The sequence below is a fragment of the Citrobacter sp. RHBSTW-00524 genome (genome assembly GCF_013747755.1).
GTDB classification, from domain to species: domain Bacteria; phylum Pseudomonadota; class Gammaproteobacteria; order Enterobacterales; family Enterobacteriaceae; genus Citrobacter; species Citrobacter braakii.
Window position 1 is genome coordinate 2,301,048 of sequence record NZ_CP056421.1, and the last position, 26,298, is coordinate 2,327,345.

Annotated in this window: 22 protein-coding genes and 3 pseudogenes; 10 read left to right on the forward strand and 15 right to left on the reverse strand. The window is 51.9% G+C overall.

All coding sequences use genetic code 11. The features are described from left to right. The 3 genes from HV229_RS11075 to tnpB are packed head-to-tail and all read right to left on the reverse strand — an operon-like array spanning position 1 to position 2,930. Complete coding sequence (locus HV229_RS11075; protein ID WP_181547569.1) at positions 1-1,035, reverse strand: AMP-binding protein; 1,035 nt, start codon at positions 1,033-1,035, stop codon at positions 1-3. Next, positions 998-2,533 (reverse strand): IS66 family transposase, encoded by a 1,536-nt coding sequence (locus HV229_RS11080; protein WP_016239903.1) that lies wholly within the window; start codon positions 2,531-2,533, stop codon positions 998-1,000. The genes HV229_RS11075 and HV229_RS11080 overlap by 38 nt, the downstream gene beginning before the upstream one ends. A gap of 49 nt (positions 2,534-2,582) precedes the next feature. Then, positions 2,583-2,930, reverse strand: coding sequence for an IS66 family insertion sequence element accessory protein TnpB (gene tnpB / locus HV229_RS11085; protein ID WP_000609174.1), 348 nt, complete (start codon positions 2,928-2,930; stop codon positions 2,583-2,585). Positions 2,931-3,395: 465 nt separating this feature from the next. On the opposite strand from tnpB, the pseudogene HV229_RS11095 reads away from it, so the two are divergent. Continuing rightward, a pseudogene (locus tag HV229_RS11095) lies at positions 3,396-3,653 on the forward strand (alpha/beta hydrolase); the annotation flags it as partial. Between the two features lie 619 nt (positions 3,654-4,272). Then, complete coding sequence (locus tag HV229_RS11100; RefSeq protein ID WP_181547571.1) at positions 4,273-4,665, forward strand: type I restriction-modification system subunit M N-terminal domain-containing protein; 393 nt, start codon at positions 4,273-4,275, stop codon at positions 4,663-4,665. A 10-nt stretch (positions 4,666-4,675) separates the two neighbouring features. Here the strand turns inward: HV229_RS11100 and HV229_RS11105 are convergent. Further along, positions 4,676-5,373 (reverse strand): IS1 family transposase gene (locus tag HV229_RS11105; RefSeq protein WP_249417763.1). Its coding sequence is split into 2 segments (ribosomal slippage): positions 4,676-5,124 and positions 5,124-5,373, totalling 699 coding nucleotides; the frame shifts between segments, so codons are not numbered across the junction. 374 nt (positions 5,374-5,747) lie between these two features. Then, a pseudogene (locus HV229_RS26285) lies at positions 5,748-6,048 on the reverse strand (integrase core domain-containing protein); the annotation flags it as partial. An 82-nt stretch (positions 6,049-6,130) separates the two neighbouring features. Between HV229_RS26285 and HV229_RS11120 the strand changes: the two are divergent. After that, entirely contained in the window at positions 6,131-7,375 is a 1,245-nt protein-coding gene (locus HV229_RS11120) for an IS110 family transposase (protein ID WP_181547525.1), read from the forward strand. A 226-nt stretch (positions 7,376-7,601) separates the two neighbouring features. On the opposite strand, the pseudogene HV229_RS11125 reads toward HV229_RS11120, so the two are convergent. The 5 genes and pseudogenes from HV229_RS11125 to pth all read right to left on the reverse strand — a co-directional run. Continuing rightward, positions 7,602-8,413 (reverse strand): annotated as a pseudogene (locus tag HV229_RS11125) (transposase); the annotation flags it as partial. Positions 8,414-8,554: 141 nt separating this feature from the next. Beyond that, positions 8,555-8,845 carry a hypothetical protein gene (locus HV229_RS11130; protein ID WP_073464689.1) on the reverse strand — a complete coding sequence of 97 codons (291 nt, stop codon included), beginning with the start codon at positions 8,843-8,845 and terminating at the stop codon, positions 8,555-8,557. 402 nt (positions 8,846-9,247) lie between these two features. Then, complete coding sequence (locus HV229_RS11135) at positions 9,248-10,408, reverse strand: tyrosine-type recombinase/integrase (protein ID WP_181547703.1); 1,161 nt, start codon at positions 10,406-10,408, stop codon at positions 9,248-9,250. Between the two features lie 221 nt (positions 10,409-10,629). Further along, positions 10,630-11,724: a redox-regulated ATPase YchF gene (ychF, locus tag HV229_RS11140; RefSeq protein ID WP_016153303.1), complete on the reverse strand. Its 1,095-nt coding sequence runs from the start codon at positions 11,722-11,724 to the stop codon at positions 10,630-10,632. A 115-nt stretch (positions 11,725-11,839) separates the two neighbouring features. Continuing rightward, entirely contained in the window at positions 11,840-12,424 is a 585-nt protein-coding gene (pth, locus tag HV229_RS11145; RefSeq protein WP_046275292.1) for an aminoacyl-tRNA hydrolase, read from the reverse strand. A 274-nt stretch (positions 12,425-12,698) separates the two neighbouring features. Between pth and ychH the strand changes: the two genes are divergently transcribed. Beyond that, positions 12,699-12,980 carry a stress-induced protein YchH gene (ychH, locus tag HV229_RS11150; protein WP_016153301.1) on the forward strand — a complete coding sequence of 94 codons (282 nt, stop codon included), beginning with the start codon at positions 12,699-12,701 and terminating at the stop codon, positions 12,978-12,980. Positions 12,981-13,104: 124 nt separating this feature from the next. Here the strand turns inward: ychH and lysC are convergent, their stop codons facing one another. Beyond that, on the reverse strand, positions 13,105-14,466 hold the full coding sequence (gene lysC / locus HV229_RS11155) for a lysine-sensitive aspartokinase 3 (RefSeq protein ID WP_181547578.1): 1,362 nt from the start codon (positions 14,464-14,466) through the stop codon (positions 13,105-13,107). Positions 14,467-15,077: 611 nt separating this feature from the next. Here lysC and HV229_RS11160 point away from each other — a divergent pair. After that, positions 15,078-16,463, forward strand: a complete 1,386-nt coding sequence (locus HV229_RS11160) for a diaminobutyrate--2-oxoglutarate transaminase (protein ID WP_019076946.1) — start codon at positions 15,078-15,080, stop codon at positions 16,461-16,463. Between the two features lie 15 nt (positions 16,464-16,478). Beyond that, positions 16,479-17,942, forward strand: a complete 1,464-nt coding sequence (locus tag HV229_RS11165) for an aspartate aminotransferase family protein (protein WP_016156743.1) — start codon at positions 16,479-16,481, stop codon at positions 17,940-17,942. A gap of 97 nt (positions 17,943-18,039) precedes the next feature. On the opposite strand, the gene dauA is transcribed toward HV229_RS11165, so the two are convergent. The 4 genes from dauA to lolB all read right to left on the reverse strand — a co-directional run bounded on the left by dauA (position 18,040) and on the right by lolB (position 22,483). Beyond that, positions 18,040-19,695, reverse strand: a complete 1,656-nt coding sequence (dauA, locus tag HV229_RS11170) for a C4-dicarboxylic acid transporter DauA (RefSeq protein WP_016153297.1) — start codon at positions 19,693-19,695, stop codon at positions 18,040-18,042. A 151-nt stretch (positions 19,696-19,846) separates the two neighbouring features. Next, positions 19,847-20,794 (reverse strand): ribose-phosphate diphosphokinase, encoded by a 948-nt coding sequence (prs, locus tag HV229_RS11175; RefSeq protein ID WP_001518537.1) that lies wholly within the window; start codon positions 20,792-20,794, stop codon positions 19,847-19,849. 217 nt (positions 20,795-21,011) lie between these two features. Continuing rightward, entirely contained in the window at positions 21,012-21,863 is an 852-nt protein-coding gene (gene ispE / locus HV229_RS11180) for a 4-(cytidine 5'-diphospho)-2-C-methyl-D-erythritol kinase (protein ID WP_047358968.1), read from the reverse strand. Beyond that, on the reverse strand, positions 21,860-22,483 hold the full coding sequence (lolB, locus tag HV229_RS11185; RefSeq protein ID WP_047358971.1) for a lipoprotein insertase outer membrane protein LolB: 624 nt from the start codon (positions 22,481-22,483) through the stop codon (positions 21,860-21,862). Before lolB ends, ispE begins: the two co-directional genes overlap by 4 nt. A 211-nt stretch (positions 22,484-22,694) precedes the next feature. On the opposite strand from lolB, the gene hemA reads away from it, so the two are divergent. From hemA to sirB2, 4 genes are read left to right on the forward strand one after another with little or no spacing between them, the layout of a single operon-like run. Further along, a complete protein-coding gene (gene hemA, locus HV229_RS11190; protein WP_016153294.1) occupies positions 22,695-23,951 on the forward strand; it encodes a glutamyl-tRNA reductase in 1,257 nt (418 codons plus the stop codon). A gap of 41 nt (positions 23,952-23,992) precedes the next feature. Then, positions 23,993-25,075, forward strand: coding sequence for a peptide chain release factor 1 (gene prfA / locus HV229_RS11195; protein WP_181547580.1), 1,083 nt, complete (start codon positions 23,993-23,995; stop codon positions 25,073-25,075). Further along, a complete protein-coding gene (gene prmC / locus HV229_RS11200) occupies positions 25,075-25,908 on the forward strand; it encodes a peptide chain release factor N(5)-glutamine methyltransferase (RefSeq protein WP_075848720.1) in 834 nt (277 codons plus the stop codon). The genes prfA and prmC overlap by 1 nt, the downstream gene beginning before the upstream one ends. Continuing rightward, positions 25,905-26,297 (forward strand): invasion regulator SirB2, encoded by a 393-nt coding sequence (sirB2, locus tag HV229_RS11205; protein ID WP_016153291.1) that lies wholly within the window; start codon positions 25,905-25,907, stop codon positions 26,295-26,297. The genes prmC and sirB2 overlap by 4 nt, the downstream gene beginning before the upstream one ends. The last annotated feature ends 1 nt before the right edge of the window (position 26,298 follow it).

Here is a 26,298-nt window from a genome sequence, read left to right on the forward strand (position 1 = left end):
TTATTCCTCCTCACTGCAGGTGAGAATATCTTGTTTCAGGGAGTGCCAGATGGCGCTCCGCCGGGGACGCCCATTGGCGGTAAACATATCGGGAGATGACAGGACTGAAGTAAAAAGCAGTCGATGGAACCGGGCATAGTCAGGCAAGCGAGCGGAGAGGGCCTGAAGTTGCTCACGGGCCAGTTCCTGTTGACCGTCAAAGACATCAACCAGGGCAACATTGTGTCGCAATCCCTCGCCGAAGATCACAATACGTCGGACCGCCGAACATGCCATTGCTTCAGCTTCCGGCCATTCTGGCGAGAAATTGCGACCAAAAGCATTTATCTGAATATTTTTTAGACGCCCATGAAGATATATAAATCCTTCTTCATCCACTTTGCCGAGATCGCCAGTCGCAACATTCTGCGAGGCTGGTTCAGTCCCCAGATAGCCCAGCGCATTGGCCGGGCTGTTTACATACAGTTGCTGACTGGCATCAACCGATACCTTGATACCCGGTAACGGTTTGCCGACGCTGCCCGCTTTTGCCGCATCAGGCAGATTCAGTGCCACAACGGAACCACATTCCGAAAGGCCGTACCCTTCAAATACCGGTAGACCGCTTTGTCCCGCCAATGCCAACAACTGGGTTGAAATTTTTCCACCGCCGACGGCGATAAAGCGCAAGGATTGCGTGCTTTCCGGGATCTGCTGGTGCAGGTGGAGCAGCGCCCGTAACAGTTCTGGCACCAACACCAGACTTTGTGGATGCCATTTCATCAACACGTGGAAAAACTGAGAGGGATTAAACTGGCTGGAACCTGCGAATCCAATCTGTGCAGAGGGCAGTACCACTGTCTGTACGCCCAGCAACATAGGGATATAGATTCCGCACAAATTCTCCAGCAGAATGCTGAGCGGTAGTGTGACCAGATGCTTTTGCGAATTGATATTCTGCAGGGCCCTGGCCAGCGGTAAGCGTGCAGTGAGAACCGTATTGACGAAGTGAAGCTGGTCAGGCAGGCAGAGTAACCCGCCACGGGAGCAGAGCACCCACCCGGTTCACAGGCCAGTCGGCGATGACATCAAGTACATAATGCAGATAGCGTTCCGGATCCACGCCGTTTAATTTGCACGTCCCGATAAGACTGTACAGTGACGCACCGCGCTCACCACCATGATCCGAGCCGAAGAACAGCCAGTTTTTTCTCCCCAGACTGACCCGTCGTAGGGCGTTTTCGGCAATGTTATTATCCACCTCCACCCAGCCATCTTCTGCATAGCGGATCAGCGCCGGCCACTGGTTCAGCGCATACCCGAACGCCTTCGCCAGTTCTGAGTGCCTTGAGAGGGTTTTCTGTTTCTCCCGCAGCCACCCCTCCAGTGACGCCAGCAGCGGCAGCACTTTTTGGTGCCGGACTGCCTGCCGTTCCTCTGCTCTTTTACCTCTGAGCTCCGACTCGATGGCATACAGCTCGCCGATCCGTTTCAGCGCCTCCTCCGTCAGGGCTGACGGGGTACGGACGTGAACATCGTGGATTTTTCGGCGGGCATGGGCCCAGCACGCGGCTTCCTTTATATGGCCGTCGCGGTAGAGCTCGTTGAACCCGGCGTAGGCATCAGCCTGCAGTACGCCACTGAAGCCTGCAAGATGGGTCTGAGGGTGGATACCTTTTCTGTCCGGGCTGTAAGCGAACCACACTGCGGGGGCCAGCGCTGATCCGGCGTTGCGGTCGTCTCGAACGTACGTCCATAAGCGCCCGGTCTTCGTCTTCTTATTGCCCGGCAACAGCACCGGGACAGGCGTATCGTCAGCATGGAGTTTGCCGTCGGTCAGGACATAGTGCTGAAGGGCTTCATCCAGCGGTGCCAGCAGACGACAACACGCATCCACCCAGCCCGACAGTACAGAACGACTCAACACTACACCCTGGCGGGCATAGATCTCCGACTGGCGATACAGCGGTGTGTGCTCTGCATACTTTGAGGTCAGCACTCGGGCCAGCAGCCCCGGTCCGGCGATCCCCCGTTCGATGGGGCGCGAAGGAGCCGGGGCCTGAACGATGCGATCGCACCGACGGCAGGCATGCTTTTCACGGACTGTCCGGATAACCCGGAAGGCGCTGCGCATCAGCTCCAGCTGTTCGGCGGCATCCTCACCCAGGTAACTCAGCGAACCACCGCACTCCGGGCAACACGGCTCAGTCGGCAGCAGCCGCTTCTCATCCCGTGGGAGTGACTCAGGGAACGGTTTGCGGGTGCGGGTCTGACGCAGCGGGCGCTGCACTGCCGGGTCATCCACCCGGCCGGTCAGCGTATCGCTTTCCTGCTGCAGCAGGTTCAGGTCAGCTTCCATTTGCGCGATACGGCGGGATACCTTTTCGGAACGACTGCCGAAGTTCATCCGGCGCAGCTTATCCAGTTGCGCCTGCAGATGGTCTATTTCGCGTTCCCGGTTGCTCAGCTTTTCCTGCAGGGCGTGGATCAACGCTTCCTGTTCGGCCAGGCGCTGTTTCAGCAGAAGGATGTCGTCAGAAGAGGTGTCGTTCATAAGCCTGTATTTTACCAGGCTTATTCTGCGACAACCAGGATAAAGAGCGCTACAACATGGTCAGGGATGTCAGTAACCGCTTTGGCTGTCGCCAGTCGATACCTTCCATCAGCATCGCCAGTTGCGCCGGCGTCAGGAACACTTTGCCATCGCGGGCTGAGGGCCAGGCGAAGCGACCACGTTCCAGTCGCTTTGTCAGCAGGCACAGACCATCGCCGGTGGACCAGAGCAGTTTTACCTGACTGCCGCTGCGTCCCCGGAAGATGAAGACGTGGCCGGACATCGGGTCATCTTTCAGCGCGGTCTGCACCTTTGCGGCGAGGCCATTGAAGCCGTTGCGCATATCGGTGATACCGGCAACCAGCCAGATTTTTGTGCCTGCGGGAAGATTTATCATACCGGCCCCCGCATCAGTTCGCGCAGGACAGTGCTCATGAGTTCAGCAGAGGGATGAGTCAGTGTTATTTCTCCTCCCCGACATTTTATGTGGCAGGTAGCGGGAGGAGAGCAGGATGGTAGTTCGAAGGTTGGGAGAGAAGAGCCCGCCTGAAGCTGCACGGGTATCAGGGCAGGAAGCGACGATGAGTTTTTTCGGGGCCGACAGACCCGCCCTTCACGCTGCCAGAGCCTTATCCATTTAAAGAGCAGGTTATCATTGACGTCATGTTTCCGGGCCAGTGCGGCAATACTGCCTTCTTCTTCAAGAGCCAGCCTGACCAGTTCCATTTTGAATTCAGGGGAATAGTGTTTCCGGGGAAGTCTTTCTTTAGCGCGCATGAGGTGTCCACCTGCAAAATAAGTGGGTGCTTAAGTTACAGGATCCTGGATTCGGGACCAGACGGTACTCAGACGACGCTTACCGACAAGCAGCCTGTTAGATTTGATGAGTTTTGACGTTACGGACCATATCAATCTCATCAATAAACCGCTGCTGATGATTGCTGGCACAAAAGCGGATACGCTCTATATGACGGAAGATGCGTTTGCGAAAGCCACCGGTACAAAAGACAAAGAACTCTTCCTGATCGATGGCGCTACCCATATCGAGACGTATTGGGTTCCTGAGTACGTCGACAAGGCTTTGCAAAAGCTGGACGTCTTCTTCGATAAGAGTATTTAACCCCTATCAGACGATACCTTTGGCCAGCCACTCAGGCTGGTCATATCAGGACATAATGAGTGTGTCCGCATGTGACCAAGACTAACGAAGTCGGGAGGAAAGATAATTACGCACATTAAATAGCCGCTATGAATGAAATTCATAAAACGGCAGCGACATCTGAGGATTATTTTTTGCCTGTAAGGTTTTACTTCGTGGTACAGGTCAACTTTAGGTTTAGCATTACGGCATTGAGTGCCGGTGAGCATAACGAGTCCTTGTTTGTACTGTCTCGTTACGAGATGGATTTACACTCTATGAAATGAAAAATCCACGCAATTGCGTGGATTTTATAGACTTTTTCAATATTCATGAGATTTGATGAAACCTCATGAGACGAGAAGTTTTGTTTAGACGTTGAACGATGATTAGTTTGATATATGACTGATTTTATGGTGTTTATATTATTTGATTTTAATTATGTACTCACTTCTATACTCATCTTTCTTGTTGCTGTCGCTGCTTTCGTATATCTTCACAATAATATTCGATATCATCTTTTAGCCAAAGTACTTTTGCTAATACATGACTCTGAGTTTTCAGTTTTTTCTTTGCTCATTTTTTCATCTAACTCGAGGTCATGGTGGGAAAAACCACCAAAGAAACTCTTTTCGTTGGTACAATAGCTCAACATTCGCTGGCCATGTCCAGCCCCCTATTTGCTATCCCTGATATGACAGTCAGGGAAGTCAAAGTAACAGGGAATCATATGTTAACAGGTAAGCTACGTGATCAGATCGATGAGATCTGGGCCAACTTTTGGACCGGCGGAATCGCTAATCCCGTTTCGGTAATTGAACAGTTCACCTGTCTGTTGTTCATCAGACGTCTCGACAAACTTGAAACTAAGGGCGAGAGACAAGCAATACTACGTAGCGTTGGTGTGCAAGAGTCCATTTTTGGGTCTGATTATCTTGATGAAACCCGCTTTGACAGTCAGCAGATCCAATTTGTGAACACGATTATCGGGTAATGACTCCAACTTATTGATAGTGTTTTATGTTCAGATAATGCCCGATGACTTTGTCATGCAGCTCCACCGATTTTGAGAACGACAGTGACTTCCTGCCCAGCCTTGCCAGATGCTGCCTCAGATTCAGGTTATGCCGCTCAATGCGCTGCGTATATCGCTTGCTGATAACGTGCAGTTCTCCCTTCAGGCGTGATTCATAAAGCGGCCAGCCATCCGTCATCCATACCACGACCTCAAAGGCCGACAGCAGGCCAAGAAGACGCTCCAGCGTGGCCAACGTGCGTTCACCGAATACGTGCGCCACAACCGTCCTCCGTATCCTGTCATACGCGTAAAACAACCAGCGCTGGCGGGATTTAGCGCCGACGTAACCCCACTGTTCGTCCATTTCCGCGCAAACAATGACGTCACTGCCCGGTTGTATACGTGAGTTTACCGACTGCGGCCTGAGTTTTTTAAGTGTCGTAAAATCGTGTTGAGGCCAATGCCCATAATTCGTGCACTGGCGCGGCATCCGACGCCATTCATGGCCATATCAATGATTTTCTGGTGTGTACCGGGCTGAGAGGCGGTGTAAGTGAACTGTAGCTGCCATGTTTTACGGCAGTGAGAGCAGAGATAGCGCTGATGTCCGGCAGTACTTTTACCGTTACGCACTACGCCTTCAGTAGCTGAGCAGGAGGGACAACTGATAGAAACAGAAGCCACTGGAGCACCTCAAAAACACCATCATACACTAAATCAGTAAGTTGGCAGCATCACCCAATTCGAGCTTACATTTCCATTTCTTATAAGATGCTGTAGTTCCGCCGTCGAAAAGTAGTACAGTTTCTCCACTTTCAAGCAGAATTGCATCCCCATTACCAGCGTCGAATAATTTTATTTTCATTTTATGCTGACCAGCAGTGAATTATGCAAATGGAAAGCTACCGCACTTTCCTTAAAAGAACATGATAACTATGAGGAATATTAACTATTAATAATACATTTTTCCTGCTGATATTCAAGGCTTTCTTGGCCTATGCTTACTCTCCTGACCCTGACCCTGAATATGCTCCAGTCATAATCAGGAATAACCGGCTTCATGTTGGTTGCATGTTCTGGCAACCGGCAGACGTTTCAGCAAATTCGGACGGGGTCATCCAGCCCAGCGAAGAATGATGGTGTCTCTGGTTATAGTGTATGCGCCAGGCTTCGATTTTGCACTGTGCATCCTCCAGCGACATGAACCAGTTTTCGTTCAGGCGACTCCTGTCGCAACCTGCCATTGAATGACTCCACTGTAGCATTATCCGTTGGTGTTCCCGGTCGTGAGAAGTCTATTCGGATCCCTCTTGCGTACACCCATTTGTCTAGCATTTTCCCTGCAAATTCAGAACCGTGATACCTATTGAATGCATCCAGTTCGCGTTTTACCCAGCCATTTTCTACAACTTGTAATGCCTGTCGCAAGTGGAGAAAATCAATGAATACTCTTGTCAGTAACACCAGCCTGTCGGGGACACTGATTGCCCTGGATATCGCTAAAAAACATCATGATGCAAAAATTAGACACCCGGATGGACGAACATCTTACCTGCGTATTGAAAATACACTGGAAGGGTTCAACCGATTGCTTGCGCTCACCGCTTCCCCCCATGATGATATTATCGCGGCCTTTGAACCTACAGCTGATTATCACCGCAACATTGCATGGTGGTTACATAAGCAGGGAGTAAAATGCCATCTTGTTTCATCTGTCAGATGTGCGCGAGCTCGTGAGATGCTGTTTAAGACATGGGATAAAAATGATCGCAAAGATGCCAGTGTCATTATGTATTTGCTCGAACAGGGATTATCTTCACCATTTTATGATCCTCTGGCGAATGGCATTATCGATATACAGGAGATATCAAACACATACCATCAGGTTACTCTGGCTCGAACCCGATGCCTGAACAGCCTGGTTAACCACTATCTGACCCTTTATTTCCCTGAGGCTGAGCAATTTCTGCATATGTCCCGGGCAGAGTGGTTCTGTCAGTTTTTACTTCAATTCCCTACACCGTCTTGTATTACATCATTGAACCGGGATTTGTTTGTAAAACAGTCATGGGATGTTGTTGGCAGGAAACAGTATAAAAAGCAGTTTCTTGAACATCTCTATGATGTTGCTGCGGATTCCATTGCATTACCGTTGTCAGAAGATTCTCTGGCAGTGACCACGTTCAGATTACAACTTCATCGTTATGTCGGGCTTTCGGCACAGCGATTGCAGCTTGAAAAGCAGGCAGAAAATTATTTACAGGAACGGAGTGACTACAGACACTTACGTACGATCCCCGGTATTGGCGCTATCATTGCCCTTATGATAATTGCTGAAAGCGGTGATCTAACACGTTTCGCTCATTACCGGCAGTACCTCAACTTTTGCGGTTTTAATCTTTCCGCCAGCCAGAGCGGGCAAAAGCACAGTGGTTACAGATTGTCGAAACGTGGAAATGCGCGATTAAGATATGCCTTCTGGCTTGCCGCCACCGTAGCCGTAAGAACGAGAGAAAACAGCTTCCGCTACAAATATGAACGTTATATTCGGGAAAATGGAGATAAGCCAGATCAGAAAAGAAAAGCCATGACGGCTGTAGCAACAAAAGTCGCCAGAGTGGCGCATGCAATAGTAAAGCAGGATATTGATTACAAAGGGTATTATGAAATAAGCCATGGGACGTGATTCAACGGGCCGTAAGGCGCATCGCGACCATTAGATAATGCTCAACGCCCATGGTTTCCCAAAATGCTGTGTTAAGTCCTGTCGGGCCATTCGGACCCTTGTATGTCATGGTAAGCATATTTATAAGCCGAAAGGAGATGAGCGATATCGGATACAAAAATGAACCATCGCCTTTGTATTAGATGGCAGGATCCTTGTGCGCAAAAACTGTTGATTCAAACGGTAGTCCGTTATCAGTTTTCAGCAATTGTGGTAAGGGACGTCTGAGCGCAATGGCGTTCAGCATCTCTGCAACCTCCGTTGAGCACTGATTCTGACCCACGCAAATCCCCGGACATTCACGCGTGTAGAGACCAATGACTGTCAGCAGACGTAACCGACACACGTAAAATAAGGCGTCAGAGACAAAACCCATGCCCAGACATGATTCGAATACAGCCCCTGAGGCTGCGGTTGTCGCCGCTGCGCCGATTTGTTCCGCCGTGGGCGTTTCAGACGCAGAGACAGAGCCTGTTCGCGATAGAGCTGGTAAATGCGTTTGTGATTATCCCGCCAGTCTCCCGCCTGAGCATGGCGTGAACTCTGCGGTAGCCATAATGGATCCGGATTTCGGTTATACCCCTGATTCGTAAGCGGAGTGCACTGTCGTCTACCGCAACAGAGCGGTAGCGGAAAGAGCTGCGGCTGACCTGTAGTGCAAACAGACCTGCCTCTTGCTGGCCCCGTAATGTGTCTGCAGGTCACGGATCCATTCGCGCAGGCGCGCCAGCGCCAGTTCTTTTTTGCCAGTACTTTCTGCAGCATGGCTTTGTCGAGGCGGAGGTCGGCAACCAGCTTCTTCAGCCTGAGATTCTCTTCCTCAAGCTGCCGTATGTGCTTCAGCTCAGAAGGGGAAATCCCGCCGTATTTTTTGCGCCAAGTGTAAAATGTGGCATCAGAGATATCCAGCTTACAGCAGACTTCGGGCACGCTCGTACCCAGTTCGGCCTGTTTCAGGGCAAAGGCAATCTGCTCTTCGGTAAATCGTGACTTTTTCATCGGCACGACCTCCGCTCATGGGAGTAGTCATCATGCCGGAACTCTGTTTCTGAATGGAATAGGATCTTGGGTCAGGGTCAACCAAGTCAGTCAGGTGATTCTGTCTAAAAGAAGGGGCATTAAAGCCCCTCCGAAACAAAATTATGCAGGTTCTGGTTCACCTGCGCCGCCTGGGTTAGTTCCAGGGTTAGTAAGTCTGTCCATAGCATTAGCCAGAGGAGTTTCACCTTGTTTAACCCCTTTCATATAGCGGATCACCGTTGCTGCTTGAATCAGTGTTTCCGCTGAGTCTGGGTTAGCCATATCCTTGGTCATTTCGTTTGCAAGTTCTTTCTCGGTAATACCTTTTTTCTCCGCTTTGTTTAAAGCACGCATCTCTTTCCTGAAGCGAGAACCCTGTGTTTCGGGTAAAATACGAACACCCTTTGCCATTTTTATCTACCTCTTGTTGTGTTGGCCGCTAGCGTTTGCATACGGCTTTCTGTTATAGATGAACGTAGCAAAGTAGATAGTGGATAACAATGATCTGTGTTGGAAGTTCAGGTGATTCTGTCCATCAGTGATGACGCTGTCACTCATACGCTGAATGAAAGATATGTGACTGGCAGCGATGGCTTACACGAATGTCGAAAAATTTGAACTACTTTCCGATCTCTACGTTTTCCAGCATTTTATGGAGAATGTTGCGCCGCTTTAGCTCCGTTTACGGGGCAAGTAGTCGGATACCTGAACTCTTTAAAATCCATACTCACTCAACAACAAGGTCCGCTCCGGGCACAAAGTGGACCCTGAGGAATGAGTTCTATCCTCGTGGTTCACTAAGTACAGCAAGCTCTACTCGAATCCTGCTACCCATTTGTCCAACATATCAGCCCATTCCTGCATCATCACTTTACGCTCATCAAGATAAGTTGCATGGTTGTATGTGCGACGAACATTGTTGATGTCAGCATGAGCAAGTTGAGCTTCAATAGCATCAGGTCGATAGCCCATTTCGTTTAAACGCGTACTTCCTGTAGTTCTGGTAGCATGGGGGCTATAAATGCCACTCCAGCCTAGGCTTTTAAGTAGCTGGCGAAGGGAGTGTGATGTCATTGGACCTTTCGGATTATCCCTGCCCAGAAAAAGGTGCTGTCGATGCCCGGTTAATCCCTGTAGCGTTCTGAGCATGTTGACAGCCTGGGAGGGAAGGGGAATAACGTGTTCTCTGCGGGCTTTCATTCGCGTTGACGGAATAGTCCACAGTGCGTTATCGAGATCGAATTCTGTCCATTCTGCCTCAGTTACTTCGGCTGGTCGCGCCAGCGTCCACCACATAAGCCACATGCAATAGTTAACCTGATATGAGCCACGACTGTTGTCAAAACAGCTTAATAGCTTCCCGATTTGCTGCGGATTCAGTGCCTGTTTGTGCTGTGTCTTATTGGCGGGGAGGGCCTTGCGCACAGGCCAGACAGGATCACTATCAGCTCTAAGTGTCGCGACTGCTAACTCGAAAACTGATGAAATGGTTCGACGAGCTTCAGCGGCAACGGTCGGAGCGCCGCGCTTAGCCGTTTCCTGAAGAATTTTAAGGATGTGGTGTGGAGTGATCTCTCTGACTGGGAGCTTACCGGTTGCGGGAAAAACTACTCGTTTAAGCATATCAAGTCGGCGCGTTTTGGTGATTTCGGCCCAGTCTTTCATCTGCAACCACTCTTTTGCGATTAGCTCAAAGGTGTTGGATGCGTCGTTGACCTTGCGAATCTTATCTAACTGACGAGCCTGTGTTGGGCTAACTCCATCCGCGACCTGCTTTCGCGCTTGCTCGCATTTCTCGTGGGCTTCGGCAAGTTTGACTGTCGGGTTCTCACCCAGCGCAAACATGCTGGATTTACCGTTGAGTCTAAACCGATAGCACCATGCCTTTTTGCCATTGGGTTTCACTTCGAGGTAGAGACCGTTGAAGTCATTGAGACGATAGAGTTTTTCTTTCGGCTTGGCAGTGCGTATCAGTGAACCTAACGAGCCTTGTTTATTAATTATACCGTTATCGTACCCACTAAAAATGAAGATGGCAGAATGTTGTGCTCATCCACGTACTCATTTTTGACTGTGTCGTTACGAGATGGATTTACACTCTATGAAATGAGAAAATCCACGCAATTGCGTGGATTTTATAGACTTTTTCGATATTCATGAGATTTGATGAAACCTCATGAGACGAGAAGTTTTATTTAGACGTTGAACAGGAAGTTCATCACATCACCATCTTTAACGATGTAATCTTTACCTTCTGCACGCATCTTACCGGCTTCTTTCGCGCCTTGTTCACCTTTATAGGTGATGAAATCTTCAAACGCGATGGTTTGTGCGCGGATAAAGCCTTTCTCGAAGTCAGTATGAATTTTACCCGCCGCCTGCGGAGCCGTTGCGCCAACAGGAATGGTCCATGCACGAACTTCTTTCACGCCAGCGGTGAAGTAGGTCTGCAGGTTCAGCAGTTCGTAACCAGCGCGGATAACGCGGTTCAGACCAGGTTCTTCCAGACCCATTTCAGCCATGAATTCTTCACGGTCAGCATCATCGAGTTCTGCGATGTCAGCTTCAACGGCAGCGCAAACTGCAACAACCACGGAGCCTTCAGCTGCGGCGATTTCACGCACTTTATCGAGGTATGGGTTGTTTTCAAAACCGTCTTCGTTGACGTTGGCGATATACATCGTTGGCTTCAACGTCAGGAAGCTCAGGTATTTGATAGCCGCTTTGTCTTCATCGGTCAGCGTTTTCAACGCACGCAGCATGCCAGCGTTTTCCAGCTGTGGCAGGCATTTTTCCAGTGCAGCCAGTTCCGCTTTAGCGTCTTTATCGCCGCCTTTAGCCTTCTTCTGTACGCGATGGATAGCGCGCTCACAGGTATCCAGGTCAGACAGCGCCAGTTCGGTATTGATAACCTCAATGTCGTCAGCCGGATCCACTTTGTTATTAACGTGGATGATGTTGTCGTTTTCAAAGCAGCGAACCACGTGGCCGATAGCTTCGGTTTCACGGATGTTAGTCAGGAACTGGTTACCCAGACCTTCGCCTTTGGACGCGCCTTTTACCAGACCGGCAATGTCGACGAATTCCATCGTTGTTGGCAGGATACGCTGCGGTTTGACGATTTCGGCCAACTGATCCAGACGCGGATCGGGCATCGGGACAACACCTGTGTTCGGCTCGATAGTACAGAACGGGAAGTTTGCCGCTTCAATACCCGCTTTTGTGAGCGCGTTGAACAGGGTGGATTTGCCTACGTTTGGCAAACCGACGATACCGCATTTGAATCCCATGTTTAAATCACCTTAATCTTTTGATATTCAACCTGTTATGGAAAACAGATTGTAGAAAAGTAAATAACTCTGCCTATTATACACAGCACGCGAGAAAAATGCCGCACATCGCTGCTTATTGCGCTTTAAAGGTGTGTAACCGGCTCGTTGCCTTGGTCAGGCCATCTTTGAATAAAATCTCGGTACAACGTGCCGCTTCGTCAATTGCTTCATCAATTAACTTCTGTTCTGAAACAGGCGGTTTGCCTAAAACAAATCCGACAACTTTGTTTTTATCACCCGGATGACCAATTCCCACGCGTAAACGATGAAAGTTGGGGTTATTGCCCAACTTGCTGATGATGTCTTTCAGGCCATTATGTCCGCCATGACCGCCACCGAGCTTAAATTTTGCCACGCCAGGCGGCAGGTCTAATTCGTCGTGCGCGACCAAAATTTCATCGGGGTTGATACGATAAAAACTGGCCATCGCACTCACTGCCTTGCCGCTGAGATTCATAAATGTGGTCGGTACCAGCAAACGGACATCTTCCCCTTCGAGCGTTACTCTGGAGGTGTAGCCGAAGAATTTCGGCTCATCACGCAGGGGCGCGCGTAATCTCTCTGCCAGTAAATCGACATACCATGCGCCTGCGTTATGTCGCGTTGCCGCATACTCTGCGCCGGGGTTCGCCAGGCCGACAATCAATTTAATCGTCACGTGTTTTGTCCTGAGTGTTTCCATAAACGACGTGTAGTTTACTGTCTGACGCTGCTCTTGACAAAAAACTGCGTTCTAATCGCCAAAAACTGAATAATTGCACAAATGGACTATTAGAAATTGAGTATGTTCAGTAGCTTATTTGTAAAGTTTTGTTGCGCGAGTGTTTGTAATTGTGATCGCTCCCGCACTTGCGAACGGCAGTGTTGTCTATACTTTACACATAAGGATTAGGGGTATTCCCTGTAGCAACCCAAAGTTCCGGAGGTGACACATGAAACGCAAAAACGCTTCGTTACTCGGTAACGTGCTCATGGCTTTAGGGTTGGTGGTGATGGTGGGGGGGGTTGGTTACTCTATTTTAAACCAATTGCCGCAATTTAATCTGCCACAGTTTTTCGCACATGGTGCCGTGCTCAGTATTTTTGTAGGTGGTGTTCTGTGGTTGGCGGGAGCCAGAGTGGGCGGGCACGAGCAAATCAGTGACCGTTACTGGTGGGTACGCCATTATGACAAACGCTGTCGTCGCGGTGATACCACTCATCGTCATAACTAAATCGTTTCCCGGTAGAGAGGGCTGCGGTTTGAATACAAAGTCCTGGTTGAAAAACCAGGACTCTGCTTGTTCATTATCCTTGCATAGAACGCACTTTTATATTCGCTACGGAATATAAGAAACGTTATTCGAATAACCGATAATGTAACGTTTTAACCGCGCTATCCGCGTCTTCAGCGGGCAACAGGAAACACAGGTTGTCATTTGACGCGCCGTGGCAAATCATTCGCACCGTATGCTCTTCAAGCCAGGCAAAAACGTCTTTGCAAACACCCGCCGCCTGAGTCAGTCGATTCCCCACCAAAGTCACCAATGCCAGTCCGGTTTCCACTTCCACACTACAGTGGGAGGATAATGCGGTAAACAATGCGCTGGTCAGTATATGATTTTCACCTGAGGTTGCGTGAGTCGCGTCCAGCGCCAGCGCAATACTGTTTTCTGAGGTTGTAACCAAATCCACCGTGACCGCGTGGCGAGCTAAAATGGCGAAGGACTGCGCCAGGAAAGAACCGGACGGTTGTGTCTCCAGACTATGTAATCGCAACAGCGTCTGTTTACGGCGCACGGCAAGCGCACGATAGCGAGGTGGGTTGTCGGTGGTGTTATGCACCAGCGTACCACCGGCAGCCGTATCCTTACTTGAGCCAACAAAGACCGGAATGCTTTTACGCATTGCCGGAAGCAGCGTAGCCGGGTGGAGGACCTTCGCACCAAAGGCGGCCATATCGCTGGCCTCGGAAAATGAGATGTGGTCAATCCGTTTGGCCCGCGGCGCAATACGCGGATCGGTGGTGTAGATCCCTGCGACATCGGTCCAGATGTCCACGCGTGCGGCGTGAAGCGCCTCACCGAGAAGCGTCGCCGTGTAATCACTACCACCGCGTCCCAGCGTAGTGGTATGCCCTGCGGCATCCCGGCCGATAAACCCCTGGGTCACCATAATCGCTTGCTCAAGACGAGGGCGCAGGTGAGTCTCCACCAGGTGGTGCAAGGTACCGAGTTCGGGTTCGGCGCAGCCGAAACTGGAGTTGGTACGCATCACGCTGCGGGCGTCAAACCACCCGGCCTCGGCATGCCGTTCACGTAAGACTTCAGTAAACAGTAAAGAGGACATCAGCTCGCCGTGACTGACCAATTCATCGCTTAGCGCATCAGACGGTGAAACGGTCGCCGTTTGTGCAAGATGGCGGATGTTGTTGAGAAGATTATCGATTTCCGTGCTGATAACGGACGGCTGCTTCAGGCGGGAAATAATGTTGTATTGGATGGCGCGTAAGGTCTCAAGCTTATCTAATTGTTGATGCGTTTCCAGACCTTCAGAAAGCTCGACCAGTAAGTTTGTAACGCCTGCTGAAGCAGACAGTACGACTAAACGGACATCTTGATCAGCAAGGACAATGCTGGCGCTTCGGTTCATCGCATCAAAATCAGCGACGCTGGTGCCGCCAAATTTGGCAACGACGGATGGTGGATAAATGCGAGTCATAACAATCTCATATCAGGGCGCCATAAAAGTATGGCTAGAAAATTTTCATTCTCGGCATAAGGGGAAACGGTGTTCGCCTTACGAAATGTCCGCCCGCGAACATTTCTGCTGACAACCCAGGGAATTCCTGTTGTCGAAAACGCGTGTCGCCTGTACGCGTTACCGGGTGCTGCGCATTAATTTTATTTACATAGCCTGCAAATAAGCGCGCCATACTAAGTGATTTATATTTAGGGATCGACTTTTTTATTCGATTTATCGACAAATAAGTGAAAAATCATGTCGTAACAAGAAAACGCGTACATTATTAATGGTAAAAACGTGTAAAAAAATAATAAAAACATGAAAATTACATGGTTTTTATAACATCGTATGCGTTGCAATTGGCTACGGTAATTGTTAATTAAATAGATATATTTCTTTAGGATTTCGTAATGAAGGGTGGCTGTTACACTTTGAATTATAAAGAAAAAACACCCGCTAAATGTGTTGAAAAATAAATGATTGAGTCCAGGGCTAAAACAACATATATTAGCCGCGCTTTTTTACAGGTAACCCTTATAACCATTTATTCAATCAGGCGTTAATCTACACCTGGTTGTAGGAGTGATATGATGACGGATAAAGTCCGTATTGATACTTTAAGTGCTAATTCATTACCACAGAGCAATGATACCTTTTTAGCAAGACAGGCTGAGTTTGAATCTAATGTCCGCAGCTATCCACGTAAACTGCCATTAGCGATTGCTAAAGCGCAGGGCGTCTGGATTACTGACGTAGAAAATAATCAATATCTTGATTGCCTGGCAGGTGCCGGAACCCTGGCGCTTGGTCATAATCATCCTGAAGTGCTGCAGAGCATTCAAAGTGTCATCACAAGCGGCTTACCGTTACATACGCTTGACCTTACCACACCGTTAAAAGATGAATTCTCATCGTATTTACTTTCTTTATTACCGGGCCAGGGCAAAGAGTATTGCCTGCAGTTCACCGGGCCGTCCGGTGCCGATGCCGTTGAAGCGGCGCTGAAGCTGGCGAAGAAAGTTACCGGCCGTTCCAGCATCATCAGCTTCTCCGGTGGCTACCACGGGATGACCCACGGCGCGCTGTCCGTGACCGGCAACCTGTCGCCGAAAGAAGCCGTCAGCAACATGATGGCGGAAGTGCAGTTTATGCCGTATCCGCATCAGTACCGTTGCCCGCTGGGTATCGGCGGCGACGCTGGCGTCAAAGCATTGACCTACTACTTCGAAAACCTGATCAACGACGTTGAGAGCGGCGTGCGTAAACCGGCTGCCGTGATCCTCGAAGCGGTGCAGGGCGAAGGCGGGGTAAACCCGGCTCCGATCGAGTGGCTGCAGCGTATTCGTAAAGTGACCCAGGAACACGGCATTCTGCTGATTATCGATGAAGTTCAGGCTGGCTTCGCGCGCACGGGTAAACTGTTCGCCTTCGAACACGCCGGTATTGAGCCGGATATCATCGTGATGTCCAAAGCGGTTGGCGGCGGTCTGCCACTGGCGGTACTGGGCATTAAAAAGCAGTTCGATGCGTGGGCTCCGGGCCATCACACTGGCACCTTCCGCGGCAACCAACTGGCGATGGCGACCGGTCTGACAACGCTGAAAATCCTCAAAGACGACAAGATTGCCGATAAAGTTGCTGCGCAGGGCGAGTGGCTGAAAGGCAAACTGACTGACCTGCAGAAACGTTACCCGGTTATCGGCCAGGTACGTGGTCTGGGCCTGATGATTGGTCTGGAAATCGTTAAGCCGAACGAAGCGCAGGATCACATGGGCTGCTACCCGGCCGATGGCGAGCTTTCCGCGCTGCTGCAGAAAAAATGTTTCGAAAACGGCCTGATTCTTGAGCGTGGCGGCCGTAACGGTTGCGTACTGCGTCTGCTGCCGTCTCTGTTGATCACCAACGCAGAGCTGGAGATTTTCCTCGATAAATTCGAAAATGCCCTACTGGGCGCTGGCGTGAAGCCGGTTTAAACGGAGTTGGATCGAATGTCAGACGTAAATCCGATTCTGTCCGGCTCGGCACAAAGCATTGCTGCCTACCAGGACGCTATCGAGCAGAGTACGCAAGCGGTCGTTGAATGGTTGAAGCAACCTGAGATGTATCAGGGCAAAACCGTTGAGCAACTGCGCGAACGTATCAACCTGAATTTTACGTCTCAGGGCCTGGGCAACCAGGCCGCTATTGAGCGTGCGGTTGAATACTTTCTGAAAGACAGCTTGTTGGTTCACCATGCGCAGTGCGTGGCGCACCTGCACTGCCCGAGCCTGGTGATTAGCCAGGCGGCAGAAGTGTTGATCAACGCCACCAACCAGAGTATGGACTCCTGGGATCAGAGCCCGTCGGCGACCATCATTGAGATCAAACTGATCGAATGGTTGCGTGAGCAGGTGGGCTATGCGGCAGGCGACGCGGGCGTGTTCACTAGCGGCGGCACCCAAAGCAACCTGATGGGCCTGATGCTGGCGCGCGACGCCTTCTTTGCCCGCCAGGGGCATTCCATTCAGCAGAATGGTCTGACCGGCGACCTGAGCAAAATCAAAGTATTTTGCTCTGAAAGCGCGCACTTCTCTGTGCAGAAGAACATGGCGCTGATGGGGCTGGGTTACCGTTCCGTCACCCAGGTGAAGACTGATGCGTTCTCACGCATGGATCTGGCTGACCTGAAAGACAAGCTGGCCCAGGCGAAAGCCAACGGCGAACAGGTGATGGCGATTGTCGCCACTGCGGGTACTACCGATGCGGGTGCGATCGACCCGTTAGCGGACATTGCGGCGCTGGCGGCAGAACACCAGATCTGGATGCATGTGGATGCAGCATGGGGCGGGGCGTTACTGCTTTCTGAGCAGTATCGTCACTTCCTGAACGGCCTTGAACTGGCGGATTCTGTGACGCTGGACTTCCACAAACAGTTCTTCCAGACCATCAGCTGCGGCGCGTTCCTGCTGAAAGACGCGCGTCATTACGAGCTGATGCGTTACCAGGCGGCGTACCTGAACTCTGATTTTGATGAAGAGGCGGGCGTACCGAATCTGGTGTCGAAATCGCTGCAGACCACGCGCCGTTTTGACGCGCTGAAGCTGTGGATGGGTCTCGAAGCGCTGGGCAAAAAGCAGTATGCCGAAATCATTGATAACGGCGTAACGCTGGCGCGTGATGTGGCTGCGTTTGTGAAAACTCAGCCACACCTGGAACTGGTGATGGAGCCGCAGCTGGCAAGCGTGCTGTTCCGTTTCCGTCCGCACAGTGACGACATGGCGTTCGTTGCGCTGTTGAACCAGCGTATTGGCGACGTTCTGCTGGCTTCTGGTAGCGCCAACGTTGGCGTGACCGAAGCAGATGGCGTAACCTGCCTGAAGCTGACGCTGCTGAACCCCACGGTGTGTCTGGAGGATGTCAAAGTCCTGCTGGCAAGCGTGAAAGCGACAGCTGAGCAACTGCTGAACGCGTAAGCAATAAGCTGATTATAAAAATGGCTCCCACACACGGGAGCCATTTTTTTGCCTGTCATTTGTAGTCCGGCGGCGCTTCGCCTGGCTGGGCTACACGTCAGCTGATATCTGCCAGCGCGGCGTCTTTATTCGGGAAGAACGTCAGGCGTCCGGCAATCGGCTGAATGCCCGCGCGCGCCATGGTTCGTAACGGCTGGAATTCCAGATTACTGATCCGCAGTTCACACCCTTCCGGGAGGCGTTTTACAAAACGCTGGAAAGCGTCCAGACCACCGGCATCCAGTACCGGGACCGCGTCCCACTTTAAGACCACAATACGTTTACCTGCAATACGCGATTCGAGATCGGTAAATAATCCCTCCGCAGCGGCAAAGAAAAGTGGGCCAATAACGCGCAGCACCAGCACATCGTCAGGTACATCTACGTTGACCGGCGCCAGACGCGTCATGCGCGCGATACGACGCATAAACAGCAGGGAGGCGAGAACGATACCGACACTGATGGCGATCACCATGTCGAATAGCACCGTCAGCGACATACACATAAGCATGACGATGATGTCGTCTTTTGGCGCATGACGCAGCAGATCCACCACTTTATGCGCTTCACTCATGTTCCATGCCACCATCAGCAGCAGGGCGGCCATGGCGGAAAGCGGTAACCAGGAAAGCAGCGGCGCAAGCACCAGCAGGGCAAGGATCACCAGAATCGCGTGGATGACCGCTGAAATTGGTGAGGTCGCCCCGGCGCGGACGTTTGCCGCAGAACGGGCAATTGCCGCCGTGGCGGTGATACCACCGAAGAACGGTGCCACGATGTTACCCAGGCCCTGGCCAATCAGCTCACTGTTGGCTTTATGCTTGGTGCCGGTCATCCCATCGAGCACGACGGCGCACAGTAGAGATTCAATCGCCCCGAGCATCGCCATGGAGAAGGCGGCCGGTAACAGCGCCTGTAACGAACTCCAGCTCAGGGTAAAGTTTGACTCCGGCATGTCCCACGGTAATACCAGTTGCGGCAGCAACTGCGGGATACCGTTACCCTGCGAGCCATCAGCCAGAATGTAGTGGAACTGAGAACCGATGGTGGCGACATGGCCGCCGGTCAGGTTCACAATCCCCATTACCGCACAGCCTGCCAGCAGCGCAGGAAGGTGGCCCGGCAGTCGGATCCCCAGACGCGGCCAGAAAATCAGGATCCCCAGCGTCACCACGCCAATTGCGGCATCGCCAACGTTGAGGGTTGGCAGGGCCATAAACAGCGCGCCGACCTTTTGCAGGTAGTGCTCCGGGACATGGGCCATTTGCAGACCGAGAAAATCTTTAATCTGCATGGTACCGATGGTGATACCAATACCCGATGTAAAACCTAACGTAACGGATACCGGGATATATTCGATCAGGCGACCAAAACGGGCGAGGCCGAAAAGGATCAGGAATATCCCGGACATTAGCGTTGCGACCAGCAGGCCTGCCAGCCCAAACTGTTGCGACACCGGATACAGAATCACCACGAAGGCGGCGGTTGGGCCAGATACGCTAAAACGTGACCCCCCGGTAAGGGCGATAACAATCCCAGCCACGGCTGAGGTATACAAGCCGTACTGCGGTGCCACGCCACTGCCTATTGCCAGGGCCATCGCCAGCGGAATGGCAATGATCCCAACGGTTATCCCGGCGATCAGGTCGCGGGTAAAGCGAGAAGCGGTATATTTTTCTTTCCAACAAGCGTCGATGAGGGCGCGGAAAGGCATCACATGTGAGGAAAATAATCTGTTCACAATAATGTTTCATCCATGAGCGCATCATCTGTCAACTAAATGGCAGGTGAAGGAGGCATAAGTCATACAAATAGATGTCGCAGATAAAAAAACCCGCCGCAGCGGGTTTTTGAGCCGGGCTCGATTAATGCTCGAACATAGCAGAGATGGATTCTTCGTTGCTGATACGACGAATCGCTTCGGCCAGCATACCCGACAGGGTCAATGTACGCACGTTTGGCAGTGCTTTGATTTCGTCAGTCAGTGGAATAGTGTCACAGACAACGACTTCATCAATCACTGAATTGCGCAGGTTGTTTGCCGCATTACCTGAGAAGATCGGGTGGGTAGCGTAAGCAAATACGCGTTTTGCACCACGTTCTTTCAGTGCTTCTGCTGCTTTACACAGCGTACCGCCGGTATCGATCATATCATCAACCAGCACGCAGTCACGACCTGCAACGTCACCAATAATGTGCATCACCTGAGAAACGTTCGCGCGCGGGCGTCGTTTGTCGATGATAGCCATGTCGGTATCGTTCAGCAGTTTAGCGATAGCGCGGGCACGCACGACGCCACCGATGTCCGGAGAAACCACAATCGGATTGTCCAGATTCAGCTGCAGCATGTCTTCTAACAGGATCGGGCTACCGAATACGTTATCAACCGGTACGTCAAAGAAGCCCTGGATCTGTTCAGCATGCAGGTCAACGGTGAGGACGCGGTCAACGCCAACGCTGGACAGGAAATCAGCGACGACTTTAGCAGTAATCGGTACACGAGCGGAACGTACGCGACGATCCTGACGTGCATAGCCGAAGTAAGGAATAACGGCGGTGATACGGCCTGCGGAAGCACGGCGCAGCGCATCAACCATAACGACCAATTCCATCAGGTTGTCGTTAGTAGGGGCACAAGTGGACTGGATGATGAAAATATCACCACCGCGTACATTTTCATTAATTTGTACGCTGACTTCGCCGTCGCTAAAGCGACCTACAGCGGCGTCGCCGAGTGAAGTGTACAGGCGGTTGGCAATACGTTGTGCTAGTTCCGGGGTGGCGTTACCAGCAAAAAGCTTCATATCAGGCACGAGAAGAACCTCAGGCATGCGTCCATTGGTGGAAAGAATCTGCCGAAAACTGTGCGGGCCAGGCAGTATCCTCTCCATGCGGTGTATTAAAGAGCGCGATGCAACGTCTGGAACAGGGTGACGTTGTCACCGCAACTCAGCTTGCCCGGCTTACTCGTCATCTTTCACGTTTCATGTGTGCTGGCATATTTCGCCATCTTCCTGAAACCCGAACGATTTAGAGTAACGCTCTGTGCAATGGGGAGAGGTTGACACCTTTCGCCACAAAGCCTTTGAGCCATTCCGGGGCTTGCTCAAGCACCTGGCGAGCACGAGACTCAGTGTCAAATTCAGCAAAGACACAAGCCCCTGTACCAGTCAGGCGCGACGGCGCGTATTCTAACAGCCAGGAAAGCGCCGCATCAACCTCGCGAAAACGTTTTCTTGCGATAACCTCGCAATCATTGCTGAATTCACATTTTAGTAACGTTTTTATTGACCTTTTTGGCGTGTTGCGCGGGAGGTCGGGATCTTTAAAAATCACTGGCGTCGGAATACTGACTCCCGGGTGGGCGACCAGATACCATTTTTCCTCTGGCTCGACCGGGGTCAGAATTTCACCTACGCCTTCAGCAAAGGCCGCATGGCCGCGCACGAATACGGGAACGTCCGCCCCCAGCGTTAAGCCGAGTCCTGCCAGTTCATCAACCGAAAGTCCGCACTGCCAAAGGTGATTCAGCGCCACCAGGACGGTAGCTGCATTAGACGAACCTCCGCCAAGACCGCCGCCCATCGGCAGGCGTTTTTCGATACTGATGTCGGCGCCGCTCCCTTTGGGAAGGCGATCGCTTTCAGACGCCGCCTTTATCAGCAAGCGCGCCGCACGGACAATGAGATTGTCTTCATGTGCAACGCCTTCCACCGGCGTTAACAGGCGGATTTCGCCGTCGCCACGCAGCGCAATACCTAACGTGTCGCCATAATCAAGAAACTGGAATAGCGTTTGCAAAGTGTGATAACCGTCCGCACGCTGCCCGGTGATGTATAAAAACAGATTCAGTTTTGCCGGAGAGGGCCAGTGGGTCATCATTTCACAATCCAGTTATCCATTTTCAGCTTAATACGCTGATCGCCGTCGGACAGTTCCATGTTTGCCGGCATCGCAGGCTTAATTTTGCTGTCGTAGGCGCTATAGACCACTTTCCAGTTTTTACCGTCTTTGCTGTAGTTCACTTCACTCAGACGATACTGGTCGTCGAGTTTGTAATCGCTGGCGTCTCCCGGCAGGCCAAGGATCCACTGGCGCAGGCTGTTCAATGGAATAGGCATGCCGGTCAACTTACCAATCATCTCTTCGGCGTCGTCAGCGGTGTAGTGCTTGCCTTTGTTATCGACAAGTTCGACGTTGCCCGGCTGGGCATTGAGTTCCAGTTCAGTGCTGCCCAGGGGATTGGTCAGCAGGAGACGGTAGCGATCCTGTCCGGTTTGTTGCCAGAAAAAGCGGGCATAGACTTTCTGTTGATCGGAAATATACGCAAACGCACCGCGCGTCTGATATTGGTTCAGGGCGCGTACTTCCTGCTGGTGCTGGCGCCACTGTGGAGAGTCAGGGCTTTTGCCGGGACCTTTCGGCGCGTTGAGCGTACAGGCGGTAAGAGCCAGGGCCGCCAACGGCAGCAGGCGAATCAGGCGAAAATCAGGCAGGGTCATAATGATGACAAATCCTTGAGATACGTTGCAGTTATAACTCTTAATGCTAGCGCCGCCATCATACATCGTCTACGTTCAAGTTATCTTAAATCGCTCAAATTTGTGCACTAAGCTATTACTCCAAAAGGGGGCTGTCTCTTTTATTGACCGCACGCATCCTGTATGATGCACCCAGTCTAACCTTATCAACGCTGGTACTATTCCCGCACACATGACCCTTTTAGCGCTTGGTATTAACCATAAAACGGCACCTGTATCGCTGCGAGAACGCGTAACGTTTTCGCCGGATACGCTCGATCAGGCGCTGGACAGCCTGCTTGCGCAGCCAATGGTGCAGGGCGGGGTGGTGCTGTCGACGTGTAACCGTACGGAACTGTATCTCAGCGTTGAAGAGCAGGATAACCTGCAAGAAGCGCTGGTTCGCTGGCTGTGCGATTACCATAATCTTAATGAAGAAGACTTGCGCAATAGCCTGTACTGGCACCAGGACAACGACGCCGTCAGTCATTTGATGCGTGTTGCCAGCGGTCTGGATTCGCTGGTGCTTGGTGAACCGCAGATTCTGGGGCAGGTGAAAAAAGCTTTTGCGGATTCGCAAAAAGGTCACCTGAACGCCAGTGCGCTGGAGCGCATGTTCCAGAAATCATTCTCTGTCGCTAAACGTGTACGTACAGAAACAGACATCGGTGCCAGCGCCGTGTCCGTGGCTTTTGCCGCCTGTACGCTGGCGCGGCAAATATTTGAATCGCTCTCCACGGTGACCGTGCTGTTAGTGGGCGCAGGCGAAACCATTGAGCTGGTGGCGCGACACCTGCGTGAGCATCAAGTGAAGAAGATGATCATCGCCAACCGTACCCGCGAGCGGGCGCAAGTGCTGGCGGATGAAGTCGGCGCCGAAGTGATTTCGCTGAGTGATATCGACGCGCGTTTACAGGATGCCGATATTATTATCAGTTCTACCGCCAGCCCGCTGCCAATTATCGGCAAAGGAATGGTGGAGCGCGCGCTTAAAAATCGCCGTAATCAACCTATGCTGCTGGTGGATATCGCCGTACCGCGCGATGTCGAGCCGGAAGTGGGTAAGTTGTCCAACGCCTATCTGTACAGCGTTGACGACCTGCAAAGCATCATTTCGCATAACCTGGCCCAGCGCAAAGCGGCGGCCGTGGAAGCCGAAACCATTGTGGCGCAGGAAACCAGCGAATTTATGGCCTGGCTACGCGCTCAGGGCGCAAGTGAAACTATCCGCGAGTATCGCAGTCAGTCAGAACAGATTCGTGATGAACTGACTGCCAAAGCGTTGGCCGCTCTTCAACAGGGTGGTGATGCGCAAGCCATTATGCAGGATCTGGCCTGGAAACTGACCAACCGCTTGATCCATGCACCAACCAAATCACTTCAACAGGCCGCCCGTGACGGGGATAGTGAACGCCTGAATATTCTGCGCGACAGCCTCGGGCTGGAGTAGCAGCACACCAATCTTATTTTTTACAGGGTGCATTTACGCCTATGAAGCCTTCTATCGTTGCCAAACTGGAAGCCCTGCATGAACGCCATGAAGAAGTTCAGGCGCTGCTCGGGGATGCGGGGACTATCGCAGACCAGGAACGCTTTCGTGCACTGTCGCGCGAATATTCGCAATTAAGCGATGTATCTCGCTGTTTTACGGACTGGCAACAGGTTCAGGAAGATATCGAGACGGCTCAGATGATGCTCGACGATCCTGAAATGCGTGAAATGGCGCAGGATGAACTGCGTGAAGCAAAAGATAAATGCGAGCAGCTGGAGCAACATCTGCAGGTTCTGCTGTTGCCTAAAGATCCTGATGACGAACGTAACGCCTTCCTCGAAGTGCGTGCGGGAACCGGTGGTGATGAGGCCGCGCTGTTTGCCGGCGATCTGTTCCGCATGTACAGCCGTTACGCTGAATCGCGTCGCTGGCGGGTAGAGATCATGAGCGCCAGCGAAGGCGAACATGGCGGGTTTAAAGAAGTCATTGCCAAAATTAGCGGCGAAGGCGTGTACGGTCGACTGAAATTTGAGTCCGGTGGGCATCGTGTGCAGCGCGTACCTGCGACGGAGTCACAGGGCCGTATTCACACTTCTGCCTGTACGGTCGCGGTCATGCCGGAACTGCCGGATGCCGAACTGCCGGACATCAACCCGGCCGATCTGCGTATTGATACCTTCCGCTCATCAGGCGCAGGGGGGCAGCACGTTAACACCACCGACTCCGCAATCCGTATTACCCACTTGCCGACCGGTATCGTAGTGGAATGCCAGGACGAACGTTCGCAGCATAAAAACAAAGCGAAAGCGATGTCGGTGCTGGGGGCGCGAATTCGTGCCGCCGAAGTGGCAAGACGTCAACAGGCAGAAGCCTCTGAGCGTCGCAATCTGTTGGGCAGTGGCGATCGCAGCGATCGCAACCGTACCTATAACTTCCCGCAGGGTCGCGTGACCGATCACCGCATTAACCTGACGCTCTACCGTCTGGATGAAGCGATGGAAGGCAAACTGGATATGCTCATTGAGCCAATTGTCCAGGAATACCAGGCCGACCAACTGGCGGCGTTGTCCGAGCAGGATTAATGGATTATCAGCACTGGCTGCGTGAAGCGATAAGCCAATTACAGGCAAGTGAAAGCCCGCGCCGTGACGCCGAGATTTTGCTCGAGTTTGTTACCGGTAAGGGACGCACCTTTATTTTGGCTTTCGGTGAAACGGTATTAACCGAGGCGCAGCGTCAACAGCTCGACACATTACTGGAGCGCCGTCAGCGGGGTGAGCCGGTGGCGCATTTAACCGGCGTGCGGGAGTTCTGGTCGCTGCCGCTGTTTGTGTCTCCGGCTACGCTTATCCCTCGTCCGGATACTGAGTGTCTGGTGGAACAGGCGCTGGCTCGCCTGCCGGCGTCAGCGTGCCGCATTCTCGATTTGGGAACTGGCACGGGCGCCATTGCGCTGGCGCTGGCAACCGAGCGTCCGGATTGCGCAGTAACGGCGGTTGACCGCATGCCGGATGCTGTTGCGCTGGCCACTCGCAACAAACAGCATCTGGGCATCGACAATGTTTGCGTGCTGCAAAGCAACTGGTTCAGCGCTTTGCAGGGACAGCAGTTTGACATGATTGTCAGCAATCCGCCGTATATCGACGAACAGGATCCGCACCTGGCGCAAGGCGATGTACGCTTTGAACCTCTGTCGGCACTGGTGGCGGGCGATCGAGGACTGGCGGATATCGTGCATATCATTGACCAGTCTCAGCGCGTGTTAACGCCCGGCGGCTATCTGTTGCTGGAACATGGCTGGCAGCAGGGGCAGGCCGTCCGGGACGTCTTTACTCGTGCGGGTTACCAGACGGTTGAAACCTGCCGTGATTATGGCGGCAACGAACGAATTACGCTTGGACGCATCCCATCATGAGTACCTTCAGTGTGTTACTCAACATTCATCTCATCAGTATTGCGCTTTCCGTTGGCTTGCTGACGCTGCGTTTTTGGTGGCGTTACACCGACTCGCGTCTTGCCTGCGCACGCTGGACGCGCATTGTGCCACCGGTCGTGGATACCGTTTTATTACTCAGCGGCGTGGCGCTAATGGTTAAAGCGCACATCCTGCCATTCACTGAGCACGGGACATGGCTGACTGAAAAGCTGTTTGGGGTTATCATTTACATCGTTTTGGGTTTTATTGCGCTCGATTATCGTCGGGCGCGCAGTCAGCAGGCGCGATTAGTCGCATTTCCGCTGGCGCTGGTGGTGCTGTACATCATCATTAAACTCGCCACCACAAAAATACCGTTACTGGGGTAAG

What these genes read in the sequence shown, in the direction of transcription:
- HV229_RS11130 (WP_073464689.1), bottom strand. Translation starts at nt 8,845, where the DNA reads ATGGCAAAGGGTGTTCGTATTTTACCCGAAACACAGGGTTCTCGCTTC.
- HV229_RS11080 (WP_016239903.1), bottom strand. Translation starts at nt 2,533, where the DNA reads ATGAACGACACCTCTTCTGACGACATCCTTCTGCTGAAACAGCGCCTG.
- HV229_RS11165 (WP_016156743.1), top strand. Translation starts at nt 16,479, where the DNA reads ATGTCAGACGTAAATCCGATTCTGTCCGGCTCGGCACAAAGCATTGCT.
- prmC (WP_075848720.1), top strand. Translation starts at nt 25,075, where the DNA reads ATGGATTATCAGCACTGGCTGCGTGAAGCGATAAGCCAATTACAGGCA.
- HV229_RS11120 (WP_181547525.1), top strand. Translation starts at nt 6,131, where the DNA reads ATGAATACTCTTGTCAGTAACACCAGCCTGTCGGGGACACTGATTGCC.
- lolB (WP_047358971.1), bottom strand. Translation starts at nt 22,483, where the DNA reads ATGACCCTGCCTGATTTTCGCCTGATTCGCCTGCTGCCGTTGGCGGCC.
- dauA (WP_016153297.1), bottom strand. Translation starts at nt 19,695, where the DNA reads ATGCCTTTCCGCGCCCTCATCGACGCTTGTTGGAAAGAAAAATATACC.
- HV229_RS11160 (WP_019076946.1), top strand. Translation starts at nt 15,078, where the DNA reads ATGATGACGGATAAAGTCCGTATTGATACTTTAAGTGCTAATTCATTA.
- lysC (WP_181547578.1), bottom strand. Translation starts at nt 14,466, where the DNA reads ATGACTCGCATTTATCCACCATCCGTCGTTGCCAAATTTGGCGGCACC.
- hemA (WP_016153294.1), top strand. Translation starts at nt 22,695, where the DNA reads ATGACCCTTTTAGCGCTTGGTATTAACCATAAAACGGCACCTGTATCG.
- ychH (WP_016153301.1), top strand. Translation starts at nt 12,699, where the DNA reads ATGAAACGCAAAAACGCTTCGTTACTCGGTAACGTGCTCATGGCTTTA.
- sirB2 (WP_016153291.1), top strand. Translation starts at nt 25,905, where the DNA reads ATGAGTACCTTCAGTGTGTTACTCAACATTCATCTCATCAGTATTGCG.
- ispE (WP_047358968.1), bottom strand. Translation starts at nt 21,863, where the DNA reads ATGATGACCCACTGGCCCTCTCCGGCAAAACTGAATCTGTTTTTATAC.
- HV229_RS11100 (WP_181547571.1), top strand. Translation starts at nt 4,273, where the DNA reads ATGGTGGGAAAAACCACCAAAGAAACTCTTTTCGTTGGTACAATAGCT.
- prfA (WP_181547580.1), top strand. Translation starts at nt 23,993, where the DNA reads ATGAAGCCTTCTATCGTTGCCAAACTGGAAGCCCTGCATGAACGCCAT.
- ychF (WP_016153303.1), bottom strand. Translation starts at nt 11,724, where the DNA reads ATGGGATTCAAATGCGGTATCGTCGGTTTGCCAAACGTAGGCAAATCC.
- tnpB (WP_000609174.1), bottom strand. Translation starts at nt 2,930, where the DNA reads ATGATAAATCTTCCCGCAGGCACAAAAATCTGGCTGGTTGCCGGTATC.